Origin of the sequence: Uliginosibacterium flavum (assembly GCF_040566545.1) — a bacterium.
GTDB classification, from domain to species: Bacteria; Pseudomonadota; Gammaproteobacteria; order Burkholderiales; family Rhodocyclaceae; genus Uliginosibacterium; species Uliginosibacterium flavum.
Map to the genome: position 1 here is coordinate 18,142 of NZ_JBEWZI010000025.1, position 12,779 is coordinate 30,920.

Below are 12,779 nucleotides of genomic sequence, written 5' to 3' on the forward strand. Positions count from 1 at the left end.
CGCCGCCCTGATCAAGTCGAGGGCATGCTTGCAGAGCCCGGCGGGCACTAGTTCTTCGGCATGCCTGCCCGAAGAGCCTTGGCGGGAGCGCCTCTTCAAGCATGCCCACTCAGTCCTCAGCACTCATTGCTCAGCACATCGCTGCAGGCGATATCAGCCCAGCGCCGTGTCCAGCACCATCATCAGCGCGAAACCGGCCATCAGGCCCAGCGTGGCCGGGGTCTGGTGACCGTTGCGATGGGTTTCCGGAATCACCTCGTGCGAGACCACGAAGATCATCGCGCCAGCGGCCAGACCCAGACCGATCGGATACGCCAGCGCGAACCCGCCCGCCAGACCGAGGCCCAGCAGCGCGCCCAGTGGCTCCATCAAACCCGACGCGGCCGCCAGCAGCACCGCCTGCAGATTGCGCATGCCTGTCGCGCGCAGCGCCATCACCACCGCCAGACCTTCCGGGATGTCCTGGATCGCAATGGCCGTGGCCAGTGGCAGGCCGACCGCCAGATCGCCCTGCGCAAAACTCACCCCCATGGCCATGCCCTCGGGCAGGTTGTGCAGGGTGATCGCCAGCACGAACAGCCACACCCGGTTGAGCCGCTCGGCGCCCGGGCCGCAGTCGCCACAACTCTCGTGGGTGTGCGGCACGAACTGATCCATGCCCAGCATCAGCATCACGCCCAGCGCCAGACCCAACACCACTGTCAGCGCACCGAGCAGGCCGCTGCCGGTCAGGCCTTTGGCCGCTTCAATGCCCGGCAGGATCAGCGAGAAAGAGCTGGCCGCCAGCATCATCCCGGCGGCAAAGCCGAGCATGCTGTCTTCGGCTTTCTGCCCGACATTGCGCAGCACGATTCCGGCCGATGCGCCCAGCGCCGTGGCGCCAAACCCGGCCGCACCGGCCAGCAGGCCGTGAGTCAGGCCGCTGCTGACTCCGCCGGCCGCAAGGCTGGCAAGGCTTTGCAGCAACAGGGTCAGCAAAGCCAGCAGCGACAGCCCGAGGCCGCTTGCGGCCAGAGGATGCAGGCGCGCCTGAGCGATCCAGGCGTCGAGAATGCTGGGGTTTGCGGTGCTGACCTGATTCATGGCAAAAACTCTCGTGATCGGATGAGGCAGATTCTGGCCTGAAATGCCACAGAGCGGGGCTATCGTGATCATTGATTGCCTATTGCCCTGCCTGTACAGCCGCACCCCGCCTTCCTCTCCAGCCTGCCGGCCCTGACAGCCTTGCTGCACGCGACTTCCCGGGCATCGCCTGAATATGTTTCAAATCCACGAATACCGCACACATTCATCAAAAACAGCAATTCCGATCAAGCGTGGCGCAGTGCTTCTCCCTAACGTGTTACCGGTCACCATGCGTTGTGTGTGGGTGGGTAATAATATCGAGGAGCAAAAAATGAAAAAATTTACAGCCTTGCTGTCGGCAGCCCTGCTGTCGGCGTTGCTGGTCGCCTGTGGCGGCGGCGGAGGTGGGTCGAGCGACAGCTCCGGCGCGACGGGCGTCAGTTCAAGCAGCAGTAGCTCAAGTTCCAGCAGTTCAAGCAGCTCGGGTTCAAGCAGTTCGAGTTCGAGCAGCTCCAGTTCGAGCGGCGGCACGGCAGCCGTCACCATCCACATGGTGGGTGATTCAACCATGACGACCTATGCCGCAGACCGTCGCCCGCAGATGGGTTGGGGCGAACGCATCGGGCTGCACTTCAACAGCAATGTCACGATCAAGAACTGGGCCGCAGGCGGCCGCAGCTCGCGCAGCTTTTATTACGAATCCGCGATGTGGCCAACGGCCAAGGCAGCGATCCTGCCGGGCGATTACGTGATCATTCAGTTCGGTCACAACGATCAGAAATATGGTCCTGACGATGCGACGACACCCAGCGCGGACACTTCAACCGGCCCTTACTCCAAGTACGGTACTTATGCCGTCTGTAGTGACCCGGCAATCACCGATGGCGAAGCCTGCACGGGCGGTAGCGATGTGGTCGACACGGCGGCGGCCAAGGACGAACACTCCTACTATCAGTTCCTCAAACGTTATGTCGCTGAAGTGCGCGCCAAGGGTGCCACCCCGATCCTGATGACACCGATGGTGCGTCGCGAGATGGCAAGTGGTGCAATTACCATCGCCGGGGCGCACGACTACAGCGCCACCAAGAAAGGCGCGGAAGCGAATCCCCGTGGAAATTACCCCGCAGCAATGAAATCCGTGGCCACCAAGTATGACGTGCCACTGATTGATATCACCGCCGAAACCAAGGCTCTCGTCGAAATTTTCGGTAGCGATGCCGCCGCCGCATCCTTGTATGTCGCAGGTGATTCCACCCACCCGCAGATCATGTTTGCAGCACTGATTGCCAAGAAAGCCAGCGATGGCATGAAGGCTGACAGCCGCCTCGGCGCCCTCAGCAGCTACATGATTGCGGCGCCGAGCACGCTTGCCGACGCTTATCCCGTAGCGTTTGGCCCAGTGACCGTGGGCGCGAGCAGCAGCAAGACGACCGCCATTGCCGCTTTCGACCTCAGCCCGGCCATTGGCAACCTGAATGTAAGCGCCCCGGCCAATTTCCAAATTTCAACGGATAACGCCACCTGGAGCCAATCCCTGGATGTTGCCTATACCGGCGGCGCGGTGACCAAGGTGCTCTATGCCCGCTTTGCGCCAACGGCCGAGCAGACATACAGCGGCGCTTTCAACGTGGCTTTGGCTGGCAGTGCTGTGGCCAGCGTAACGGTCACCGGCAACGGCACGGCCGCCATCACTGACTATGCCAATTGGTTCGCGGCAGGTTCGGGCACGAGTGCAATCGTCACTGGCCGCCTGAATGGTTCGGCTGCCAACGCTGTTGGCCTGACCGCTGCGACGGCGCCTGACGCGGTCGCCTGGGCAGTGAATGGCCAAAGCGTTGCGGTACAGCGCTACATCGTGGATACCTGGATTGCCAATGATCCGGCCAAATATGTGGAATTCACCACCACGCCCACCGCAGCGTTGAACATCACCAGCTTCTCGATGTACTTTGCTTCGTACGGCGGCTCAAACCTGCGCGCGGATATGGCCTACTCGTTGAACGCGGATTTCAGCAGTCCGGTGACGCTCAATGCTACGACGCCGCTGACCTCCGCGAAGGAAATCCTGACCCAGGCCAAGTACAGCGTAGCGTCTATTCCGCTGGCGGCAGGCGCGACGATCTACGTGCGGGTATTCCCATGGCAGAAAACCGCTACAGGCGCGACCAAAGGCATTGCCCTCTACAACGTGACGGTCGGCGGCATCGGCCAGTAAGCGCTGTTGCTGCGCTAGCAAGGCCAGAACGCAAGTTCTGGCCTTTTTTCGTGCCTGCCCGTAGAGCCGCATCGGGCGGACTTCTACAGGCATGCCCTGTGGACAGGAGCGCCCCTAGCGGCTTTCCAGCCGGCATGGATTTCACTCACCTGTGACCCACCTCAAAATTTTGCGCGCTCAATCTCTCAGCCGCAGGCTAAGATGCAGGCAGTGCGCTAACGCTAAAAACAAGGAGACCTTGAATGTCCTACACGTCCGATCTGGTTCTTGAAATGAACACCCTGTTGCGCTTTGATCTGGCAACAGACCAGCAAGGCATCAAGATCCACACTACAGCCGATATCGGTGTGATCGGCGCCACCCAGCGCCTGTTCGCGAAGGGCCTGATTACCCAGGTCGATGGCGGCTACCTGACCAGCCTCGGCCGCGATGCTGCGGAACACGCCCAGACCTTGTTGAGCATTCTGACCACGGTTCCGGCACGTGCCATTCCGGTCGGATCGGAAGTGCGCGCAGCCTGATTTCCCCGGTTAACGCAAAACGCCGCAAGCATCGCTGCTTGCGGCGTTTTGCGTTAACCGGCGATGGATTACAGTTTTCGCTCGCTCGGCAGGGCGAAGTAAAACCACTCATTGCCGGCCAGCGATTTCGGATTCGGGAAGACGATGAAGCCGGCGCCGGGCGCAGTGACTGGCGTGCCGTCATGACGCGTGCCGATAAGTTCGCCGGCCTGCACCGGATCGAAGCTCTTCCACTCGCGGGTGAAGCTATCTGCCGGATGCAGGCGGTCGATCACTTCCGCGAGACGCAGCAGTTCCGGCGCTGGATGTGGCACTGGCACCGGCGCGTCGATCAGGCCAAGCAGCGCCAGGGTGTTGTGGATCGCCTGGTACGCCACCTGCGGTGCAGCCGGGTCTTCATGCTGACCGCATTCCAGCGTAATCGAGTAGCCGCCGTGGGCGCGCATGTATTCGGTGGTGCCGACGCCATAGCTCGGGTCGGTGGACAGCATCTGCGCGCGCAGGCTGGCGTCGCCGTAAGCCAGACGCTTCGCTACGCCGCGCGCATAGGTGTCGAGCCAGCCTTCAACGATGCGGCGCACACCCAGACGCACGGCCAGCGTCTGTTCCTTGTCGGCCTGGGAAAAAGGCTCCAGCGTGCCCGAGTTGTTCTGCGGGCCGAGCATGGCGAAAGGCTCGCCGGCGGTGTGGAAGGAATGCAGATCTAGCAGCGCGTCGTGCGCTTCGAGCAGCGGACACAGCGCGTTGGCGATGCGGTCTTCGTAGTCGAGCGGTGTGGCGTTCGGGCGCAGATTGCGGTTCAGATTGCGATCGCCCATGCGCTGCTTCAGGTGATAGGCCAGCGGATTGGTGATCGGCACGAAAGTGACCTGACCACACTGCAGCGTCAGTGCGCCGCTGTCGAATTCCGCGATGATCCGTTCGATGCCGCGCGTGCCACACACCTCGTTGCCATGCACCGCGCCCAGCACCAGCAGTTTTGGCCCTGGCTCCAGGCCGGCAAAACTGTGTACGCGTAGCGCGGTGGTGGAAGGCTGGGTATGCATGGGGTAAGTCATGATGGCTCCGGGACAGGGAACGAGGACTGGGCGCGTATTGTCGCAGAAGCCTGCAGATTCCAGCGCTGCGCTTCACAAATCCTGGCGCACCCCGTCGCCTCGCGTCTCACTGCGCTGTGCGCAGCGCCGGCTCGGCGGAAATCTCGGCAACCCAGTTGATGGCTTCGATCTGGCGTGCACTGACCTTGCTGGTGGTCAGGCCGAGCATCAGAGCGTATTTGATGATTTCCGAGGCGACACCGCGCTCGCAGGCGTCGGCCAGCGACAGGTACATGCCGTAGGGGCCTTCGCGTTTGAGCAGGGCCGTGTTCATCACTTCGGATAGGCGCAGCGGCTTGATCGCCTCGGCCAGCGGCACTTTCAGGGCCACATCAAGCATCGAGAAGAGGCCCAGCACGAACAGTTTTTCGCATTGCTCGGGCGGCAGGCGATAGGCGCCGATCAATTCAAGAAAGCGCCCACGGGTCAGGGCAACTTCAGTCAGGGCGGTGTCGCCGAGGCCACCGCCGGAGAGCAGGAGCAGGGTCAGCCAGCGATCGAGCTGATCCTGCCCAAGGATCAACAGGCCTTGTTCGATGGAGGAAATGTGCTGATTCAGGCCATGCGCAGCAGCATTCACATAGCGCAGCAGACGGTAGGACATAGCCATATCCTGCTTGAGCACCTGGGCTACGGCGCGCAGATTGGTTTCCTCGCGGATCTGATTGATCAGCCTGGCGACATTGAGCATCTGCGGTGACAGTATGTTGCCGCTCCAGTCTTCGCGGCGCGTCACGAAACTGCCGGAGAAGCGCGTGCAACGCAGCTTGCGGGCCATTTCGTAATCGTCGACGGTGCCCACATCCCAGGCGCCGAGTTTGAGGCCGGTGTATTGATCGCGTGCGGCCTTGAGCAGGTCGTTGAGCTCGAAGGGCGTACGCATGGCCAGACGCAAGGTGGCGCCATTGGCGATTTCGGCCAGGCTGGTGAACCAGGGCGTGCCGATGCAATCGTCCAGCCAGACTTCGTGACCGGCATCCTGCATCGTCGCTATTGCATCACGCGTGTCGGCATGCGCCTTGTGGTGGCTGTCTTCCGGCCAAAGCAGCACGCAGGCCTTGGGCGGCAATTTGCCGGTACCCAGACGCATCAGGCTCGCTTCGGACAACTGCACCCAGGCCTGACGCTGGCGCATCGGGATGCTGCGCAGGCTGGCCAACTGGTCAATCAGCATGCTGTCGAGAAAGCGCCGCATGCTGCTGCGTTGGGTGGCGACCTTGTTACGCAATTCGCCGCGAATGAAGAATTCGATACCGCGTACGGCAAGGCCTTCGTCCAGCACTTCGCGGTGCACCAGTACCGGGTCGGCTGGCGCAGGTTCAGAGGCGTCGGCTGGAGAGACAATGTGAACTTCACTCTCCGGGATGCCGGGCGGCGGATCAAGGTCCAGAGCGGCTTCCACGGCAGCAGGCGTGGAGGCCGGCTTCGGACGCGGCTTCGCAGGCATCTCGTCGTCGTGCCACCAGCTTTTGAATGCAGAGATCAGGGTGCCGAACATGGATGACAGGTCGCGCCGTAAAAGGGTACGTCCTGTTCTACGGCAGGAATGGGCTGGGGTTTAGCGCGCTACGCGCGCAGTTCTGAGCAATGAGTGCTGAGTGCTGAGTGGGCATACTTGTAGAGTCCCGCCCAGCAATGTTCTTCGGGCAGGTAGCTGAGCGCGAATCTCGGAGAGGGTGGCGTAGGAGCTAGCGAAGCTGGCGATTTGCCGACGTGGATCGCCAGCTTCGCTAGCTCCCCCGATCAAGTCGAGGGCAGGCTCCCCACTCAGTCCTCAGTCCTCAACACTCATTGCTCAGTCCTCTGCCGCAGGCAGCGGCGGCTATAGCCCCGGATCGCTGTCCCGCTTCGTCCCCGCCAGCGCGGCATCCACCACGTGCCGGGTCAGTTGCGGGGCGAACATTTCGATGAAGGCATAGGCGTAGCCACGCAGCCAGGTGTTTTTCGGCAGACCGATGCGAGTGGTGGAGGATTCGAACAGATGTGACGCATCCAGCGCACCAAGCTCCCGATCCACCAATGGATCGAAGGCCATGCTGGCGATGATGCCGATGCCCAGATCCATGTTGACGTAGGTCTTGATCACGTCCGAATCGATGGCCGTCAGCACCACATTCGGTTTCAGGCCGCGCGCCAGAAAGGCCTTGTTGGTCAGGCTGCGCCCGGCAAAGGCCGAGTCGTAGGTAATGATCGGGAAGCGGCTGATCGCCTCCAGCGTCAGCGGGGCCTCGCGCAGGATCGGGTGGCCCTTGCGTGCAATCACGCTGCGGTTCCATTGCTTGCAGGGCAGCAGGATCAGCTCGGGCAGGTCGGCGGCGGCCTCCGTGGCGATGGCCAGATCGGCTTCGCCTGCCAGCACCTGTTCGCACATCTGGCGCGGATTGCCTTGGTGGATGTGCAGTTGCACCTTGGGATAGCGGCGCATGAATTCGCCCACCACCTTGGGCAGGGCATAGCGCGCCTGGGTGTGGGTGGTGGCAATCACCAGCCGGCCGCTGTCCTCGTTCTGGAAATCCTGCCCCACCTGACGCAGGTTGTCGGCCTCGCGCAGCATGCGCTCGGCAATCGCCATGACTTGGCGCCCGGGTTCGGTGATCGCCGTCAGACGCTTGCCGTGACGCACGAAGATCTCGATGCCAAGCTCCTCTTCCAGCAGGCGCAGCTGTTTCGAAACACCGGGCTGAGAGGTAAACAATGCCTCGGCAGCGTCTGAAATCGAGAGCTTCTGTTTGCTGATCTCCAGCACATAGCGCATTTGTTGCAGGTTCATGGCAAGCAATCCGCAGGGGGCGAAGGACTCTATATTATCAAAAGTTCTAAGCGTATCAATCCGGACGGTTGTTTGCGGATAAGCCTGCTTATAAGATTCAAGCTCATCAGGATCTGCCCCTGACAATAATAGAGAGAAGCTTCATGGACTGGATGTATCCCCTGGCCGGATTTGCCGTAGGTGCCATCGTTGGCTTGACCGGTGTGGGCGGCGGTTCGCTGATGACGCCTCTGCTGGTGCTGCTGTTTGGCGTGTCGCCTTCGGTCGCCGTCGGCACTGATCTGCTCTACGCCGCAGTCACCAAGGCGGGCGGCACGGTCGCGCACAGCCTCAAGGGCACGGTGGATTGGGCGATTACCCGCGCGCTGGCCTACGGTTCGATTCCAGCGGCCGGCCTGACGCTGTGGCTGGTGCACCGCTTTCTGCCGGGCGGCCTCGGTGGTGCCGCAGGCCTGATTTCTTTTGCCCTGGGGATTGCCTTGATGCTGACCGCCATTTCACTGGTTTTCCGCAAGAAACTGCAGGCTTTTGCCCAGCGCCACGCGCCGGGCACGCCAAACCCGCGACGCACCTTCTGGCTCACCGTTTTGACCGGAGCGATCCTCGGTGCACTCGTATCGATCTCCTCCGTGGGCGCGGGCGCCTTGGGTGTGACGGCCTTGTTCTTCCTGTATCCTTCGCTGCCCGCGCACCGCATCGTTGGGTCGGATATTGCCCATGCCGTGCCCCTGACCCTCGTGGCCGGGATTGGTCACTGGATGCTGGGCAGTGTGGATTGGTACCTGCTGGGCAGTCTGCTGATTGGCTCGCTCCCCGGCATCTGGATCGGCAGTCATGTTTCGGCGAAAGTACCAGAGAGAGTCCTGCGCCCGATTCTGGCTGGCATGCTGGTGTTGATCGGCGGCAAGCTGATCTTCGCCTGAGAATAGCCCCCCCAAGAGAGAACACGATGTACAAGTACGATCAATACGACCAGCAACTCGTCAATGAGCGTGTCGCCCAATACCGCGACCAGACCCGCCGTTACCTTGCCGGCGAGCTGTCGGAAGACGAGTTCAAGCCGCTGCGCCTGCAGAACGGCCTCTACATCCAGCGCTATGCGCCGATGCTGCGCGTGGCGGTGCCCTATGGCCTGCTCAACGCCACACAGATCCGCAAGATCGCCCATATCGCGCGTGAATACGACAAGGGCTACGCTCACGTGTCCACGCGTCAGAATTTCCAGTTCAACTGGCCCGAGCTGAAGCGCGTGCCGGACATCCTCGCCGAACTGGCGACGGTCGAGATGCACGCCATCCAGACTTCCGGCAACTGCATCCGCAACGTGACCACCGACCAGTTCGCCGGCATCGCCCCGGACGAAGTCGTGGATCCGCGCCCGCTGGCCGAAATCGTTCGCCAGTGGAGCACCTTCCACCCCGAATTCGCCCTCCTGCCGCGCAAGTTCAAGTTCGCCGTGAGCGGATCGAGCAACGACCGCGCCGTGGTGCAGATGCATGACATCGGTCTGGAGTTCTATCGTGGCGCGGCGGGCGAACTGCTGATCAAGGTCTGGGTTGGCGGCGGTCTGGGCCGCACGCCAATTCTCGGTGATGTGATCGAAGCGGCCCTGCCCTGGCAACATCTGCTGACGTATTGCGACGCGATCATCCGCGTGTACAACCGCTATGGCCGCCGCGACAACGCCTACAAGGCGCGGATCAAGATTCTGGTCAAGGCGCTGGGCATCGAAGCCTTCAAGCAGCAGGTCGAAGCCGAGTGGGCGCACCACAAGGATGGCCCGAACACCCTGACCCAGGCCGAGCTGGACCGCGTGGGCAAATTCTTCACTGCGCCGGCCTACGAAACCCTGAGCAATACCGATGCGATGATCGACGCCAAGGCGGCTGAAGAAAAAGCCTTTGCCAACTGGATCAAGCGCAATGTGCACGGCCACAAAGTGCCGGGCTACCGCGCCGTGACCCTGTCGCTGAAACCCACCGGTATTGCCCCGGGCGACGTCACCGACAAGCAGCTCGATGTGGTGGCCGATCTGGCCGACCAGTACAGCTTCGGTGAGCTGCGCAATTCACACGAGCAGAACATCATCCTTTCGGACGTGAAGCTGGGCAATCTGTATGCGCTGTGGCAAGAAGCCAAGGCCGCAGGTCTGGCCACGCCGAACATTGGCCTGATCACCGACATCATCTGCTGCCCCGGCGGCGATTTCTGCGATCTGGCCAACGCCAAGAGTATCCCGATTGCCGAATCCATCCAGCAGCTGTTTGACGATCTGGATTACCAGCACGACATCGGCGATCTGGAACTGAATATCTCGGGCTGCATGAATTCCTGCGGTCACCATCACGTCGGTCACATCGGTGTGCTGGGCGTGGATAAGAACGAGAGCGAGTGGTATCAGATCAGCATCGGCGGCAAGCAGGGCAATGACGCCAGCCTCGGCTCGGTGATCGGCCCGTCCTTCGCCGCCGACGAAGTGGCCGGCGTGGTCAAGCGTTTGATCGATGTCTATGTCGATAACCGTACGCCGGAAGAGCGTTTCATCGACACCGTGCGCCGTCTGGGTGTGGCCCCGTTCAAGGAACGCGTGTATGCCGATCGCCAGCCGGGCAAGCAGAAAGTGGAGGCCTGAGCCATGAGCAATCTGATCAAACTGAACGCCGGCGCGGCCAGCATTGTGGCTGAGGACAGCTGGCAGCTCGTGCGTTTGCCGGCCGTGCAGGAAGAAGTCAAAAAACTCGCCGGCAAGGTCGTGCTGTTCAAGCTGACCGGCGTCGACAGCGCCAGCGCCGAGCAGATCGCCGCGACTGTTGTGCCAGCGGGCAAGGTGCTGCTGCCGCTTTCCGTATGGCTGGCGCGCAAGGCCGAATTCGCTGCGCGCCTCGCCGCCGGTGAAGTCGGCGTGTGGCTGGAAACCCACGAGCTGGTCGAAACCCTGGCGGAAGATCAGCCGGATCTGAACGTGTTCCCGCTGATTGCCGTGTTCATCGAGCGTTTCGCCGATGGCCGCGCGTATTCCAGCGCCGCGCTGCTGCGCACGCGTTTTGGCTTCAAGAATGAACTGCGTGCGCTCGGCGACGTGCTGCGCGACCAGCTCTTCTTCCTCAAGCGCTGCGGCTTTGATGCGTTCGAGATTCGTGCGGATCGCTCGGCCGAAGATGCGCTGGCTTCGCTCAAGGATTTCAGCGAGCCCTATCAGGGCGCGACGGTGATCGATCAACCGCTGTGGCGCCGTCACGCACGAGCGTAGGGCGTCAATAAGCGAAGCGCATTGCGCCGGTTGTAAGCATGCGGACGCGCAGCGTCCGGAAATTTGATGGATCGGCGGGTTACGCCTTCGGCTAACCCACCCTACGAAAGACGACGGAGCCATGAGCGAAACGGTTTCATTCCTAAAGCCGAAAGCAACGAACCCGGCCACGAATCCGGTGGTCGACGAAGTCGTGCGCGCCAACATCGCCGTCAAGCGTGCCAACGCACTCGAATTGCTGCATGCGATTGCCGAAGAGCACGGTGAGGTGACGTTCGCGAACAGCTTCGGCGCCGAAGACATGGTTCTCACCGACCTGATCCTCGCCGAAGCGTTGCCGATCGAGATCTTCTCGCTCGACACCGGCCGCCTGCCTGCCGAGACCTACGCGCTGATGGGCGAAGTCGAGAAGCGTTACGACGCCAGGCTGAAGGTGTATTTCCCGGATGCCACCGCGGTTGAGACTTACGTTCGCAGCCAGGGCATCAATGCCTTTTACGAATCGGTTGAGCTGCGCAAACAATGCTGCGCGATCCGCAAGGTCGAGCCGCTCAAGCGCGCCCTGGCCGGCAAACAGGCCTGGATCACCGGCATGCGTGCGGCCCAGAGCGCCACGCGCACCGAGCTACCGGTGCGTCAGTTCGATGAAGCCAATGGGCTGGCGAAGTACAATCCGCTTTCCGACTGGAGTGAGCAGGAGGTGTGGGCGTATATCCGCATCCACGGCCTGCCGTACAACGCGCTCCACGATCAGTTCTACCCCAGCATCGGCTGCGCGCCTTGTACGCGTGCCATTGCCGTTGGCGAAGATGTGCGCGCCGGGCGCTGGTGGTGGGAGGATCCGGCCAATAAGGAATGCGGTCTCCACAAGAAATGAACGCCCGTCACCCCTGTGTGGCGGTGTGGCAAGTTTTCAGTATCCAAGATAGAAATCATGAATAAACAAACCCTGTCTCACCTCGACTGGCTCGAAGCCGAGGCCATCCACATCATGCGCGAGGTCGCCGGCCAGTGCGAACGCCCGGTGCTGCTGTTCTCCGGCGGCAAAGATTCCTTGTGCATGCTGCGTGTGGCCGAGAAGGCATTCCGCCCCGGCAAGTTCCCCTTCCCGCTGCTGCATATCGACACCGGTCACAACTATCAGGAAGTCATCGACTTCCGCGACCAGCGCGCCGCCGAGCTGGGTGAGCGCCTGATCGTGCGCTCGGTTGAAGACTCGATGAAACGAGGCACCGTGGTGCTGAAGACGCCGGACGAGTCGCGCAACAAGCATCAGGCCGTGACCCTGCTCGAAGCGATTGCCGAATTTGAATTCGACTGTGCGATCGGCGGCGCCCGCCGCGATGAAGAAAAAGCCCGCGCCAAAGAGCGCGTGATGAGCTTCCGCGACGAATTCGGTTCCTGGGACCCAAAGAACCAGCGCCCCGAGCTGTGGAGCCTGTACAACGCCCGCGTGCATCGCGGCGAAAACATCCGCGCCTTCCCGATCAGCAACTGGACCGAGATGGATGTGTGGCAATACATCGAGCGCGAAAAGCTCGAACTGCCCTCGATCTACTTCGCCCACAATCGCCCGGTGGTGATGCGCCAGGGCGCCATCGTGCCGATCAACGTGCCGGTGGCTGGCGGCGAATTGCTCAACCAGCCCAAGGCCGGTGAAGAGATCATCGACATGCAGGTGCGCTTCCGCACCGTCGGTGACATTCCCTGTACCGCCCCGGTGATTTCGGATGCCGATTCGGTCGAGAAAATTGTCATCGAAACCGCCACCACCACGATTACTGAGCGCGGCGCCACGCGCCTCGATGATCAGACTTCCGAAGCCTCGATGGAACAGCGGAAGAAAGAAGGGTATTTCTGA

At 61.7% G+C, this 12,779-nt stretch carries 11 protein-coding genes; 7 read left to right on the top strand and 4 right to left on the bottom strand.

The features are described from left to right. Positions 1–153 precede the first annotated feature (153 nt). Positions 154–1,083 carry a ZIP family metal transporter gene (locus ABXR19_RS17405; protein ID WP_354602425.1) on the bottom strand — a complete coding sequence of 310 codons (930 nt, stop codon included), beginning with the start codon at positions 1,081–1,083 and terminating at the stop codon, positions 154–156. Positions 1,084–1,396: 313 nt separating this feature from the next. Between ABXR19_RS17405 and ABXR19_RS17410 the strand changes: the two genes are divergently transcribed. After that, positions 1,397–3,280: a GDSL-type esterase/lipase family protein gene (locus ABXR19_RS17410; RefSeq protein ID WP_354602426.1), complete on the top strand. Its 1,884-nt coding sequence runs from the start codon at positions 1,397–1,399 to the stop codon at positions 3,278–3,280. A 242-nt stretch (positions 3,281–3,522) separates the two neighbouring features. Continuing rightward, a complete protein-coding gene (locus tag ABXR19_RS17415; RefSeq protein WP_354602427.1) occupies positions 3,523–3,801 on the top strand; it encodes a TIGR02647 family protein in 279 nt (92 codons plus the stop codon). Between the two features lie 68 nt (positions 3,802–3,869). On the opposite strand, the gene ABXR19_RS17420 is transcribed toward ABXR19_RS17415, so the two are convergent. The 3 genes from ABXR19_RS17420 to ABXR19_RS17430 all read right to left on the bottom strand — a co-directional run bounded on the left by ABXR19_RS17420 (position 3,870) and on the right by ABXR19_RS17430 (position 7,668). Then, positions 3,870–4,859: a M14 family metallopeptidase gene (locus ABXR19_RS17420; protein WP_354602428.1), complete on the bottom strand. Its 990-nt coding sequence runs from the start codon at positions 4,857–4,859 to the stop codon at positions 3,870–3,872. A 106-nt stretch (positions 4,860–4,965) separates the two neighbouring features. Beyond that, positions 4,966–6,396 carry an EAL and HDOD domain-containing protein gene (locus tag ABXR19_RS17425; protein ID WP_354602429.1) on the bottom strand — a complete coding sequence of 477 codons (1,431 nt, stop codon included), beginning with the start codon at positions 6,394–6,396 and terminating at the stop codon, positions 4,966–4,968. A 324-nt stretch (positions 6,397–6,720) separates the two neighbouring features. Next, positions 6,721–7,668, bottom strand: coding sequence for a CysB family HTH-type transcriptional regulator (locus ABXR19_RS17430; RefSeq protein WP_354602430.1), 948 nt, complete (start codon positions 7,666–7,668; stop codon positions 6,721–6,723). A gap of 143 nt (positions 7,669–7,811) precedes the next feature. On the opposite strand from ABXR19_RS17430, the gene ABXR19_RS17435 reads away from it, so the two are divergent. From ABXR19_RS17435 to cysD, 5 genes are all read left to right on the top strand, one after another. Continuing rightward, positions 7,812–8,591, top strand: coding sequence for a sulfite exporter TauE/SafE family protein (locus ABXR19_RS17435; protein ID WP_354602431.1), 780 nt, complete (start codon positions 7,812–7,814; stop codon positions 8,589–8,591). 26 nt (positions 8,592–8,617) lie between these two features. Then, positions 8,618–10,300 carry a nitrite/sulfite reductase gene (locus tag ABXR19_RS17440; RefSeq protein ID WP_354602432.1) on the top strand — a complete coding sequence of 561 codons (1,683 nt, stop codon included), beginning with the start codon at positions 8,618–8,620 and terminating at the stop codon, positions 10,298–10,300. Between the two features lie 3 nt (positions 10,301–10,303). Beyond that, on the top strand, positions 10,304–10,918 hold the full coding sequence (locus tag ABXR19_RS17445; protein ID WP_354602433.1) for a DUF934 domain-containing protein: 615 nt from the start codon (positions 10,304–10,306) through the stop codon (positions 10,916–10,918). A gap of 121 nt (positions 10,919–11,039) precedes the next feature. Continuing rightward, positions 11,040–11,795 carry a phosphoadenylyl-sulfate reductase gene (locus ABXR19_RS17450; RefSeq protein ID WP_354602434.1) on the top strand — a complete coding sequence of 252 codons (756 nt, stop codon included), beginning with the start codon at positions 11,040–11,042 and terminating at the stop codon, positions 11,793–11,795. 57 nt (positions 11,796–11,852) lie between these two features. After that, positions 11,853–12,779: a sulfate adenylyltransferase subunit CysD gene (cysD, locus tag ABXR19_RS17455; protein ID WP_435594340.1), complete on the top strand. Its 927-nt coding sequence runs from the start codon at positions 11,853–11,855 to the stop codon at positions 12,777–12,779.

Excerpts from the sequence above, each read along its gene's own strand:
- ABXR19_RS17405 (WP_354602425.1), bottom strand. The coding sequence starts at position 1,083 with ATGAATCAGGTCAGCACCGCAAACCCCAGCATTCTCGACGCCTGGATC.
- ABXR19_RS17410 (WP_354602426.1), top strand. The coding sequence starts at position 1,397 with ATGAAAAAATTTACAGCCTTGCTGTCGGCAGCCCTGCTGTCGGCGTTG.
- ABXR19_RS17415 (WP_354602427.1), top strand. The coding sequence starts at position 3,523 with ATGTCCTACACGTCCGATCTGGTTCTTGAAATGAACACCCTGTTGCGC.
- ABXR19_RS17420 (WP_354602428.1), bottom strand. The coding sequence starts at position 4,859 with ATGACTTACCCCATGCATACCCAGCCTTCCACCACCGCGCTACGCGTA.
- ABXR19_RS17425 (WP_354602429.1), bottom strand. The coding sequence starts at position 6,396 with ATGTTCGGCACCCTGATCTCTGCATTCAAAAGCTGGTGGCACGACGAC.
- ABXR19_RS17430 (WP_354602430.1), bottom strand. The coding sequence starts at position 7,668 with ATGAACCTGCAACAAATGCGCTATGTGCTGGAGATCAGCAAACAGAAG.
- ABXR19_RS17435 (WP_354602431.1), top strand. The coding sequence starts at position 7,812 with ATGGACTGGATGTATCCCCTGGCCGGATTTGCCGTAGGTGCCATCGTT.
- ABXR19_RS17440 (WP_354602432.1), top strand. The coding sequence starts at position 8,618 with ATGTACAAGTACGATCAATACGACCAGCAACTCGTCAATGAGCGTGTC.
- ABXR19_RS17445 (WP_354602433.1), top strand. The coding sequence starts at position 10,304 with ATGAGCAATCTGATCAAACTGAACGCCGGCGCGGCCAGCATTGTGGCT.
- ABXR19_RS17450 (WP_354602434.1), top strand. The coding sequence starts at position 11,040 with ATGAGCGAAACGGTTTCATTCCTAAAGCCGAAAGCAACGAACCCGGCC.
- cysD (WP_435594340.1), top strand. The coding sequence starts at position 11,853 with ATGAATAAACAAACCCTGTCTCACCTCGACTGGCTCGAAGCCGAGGCC.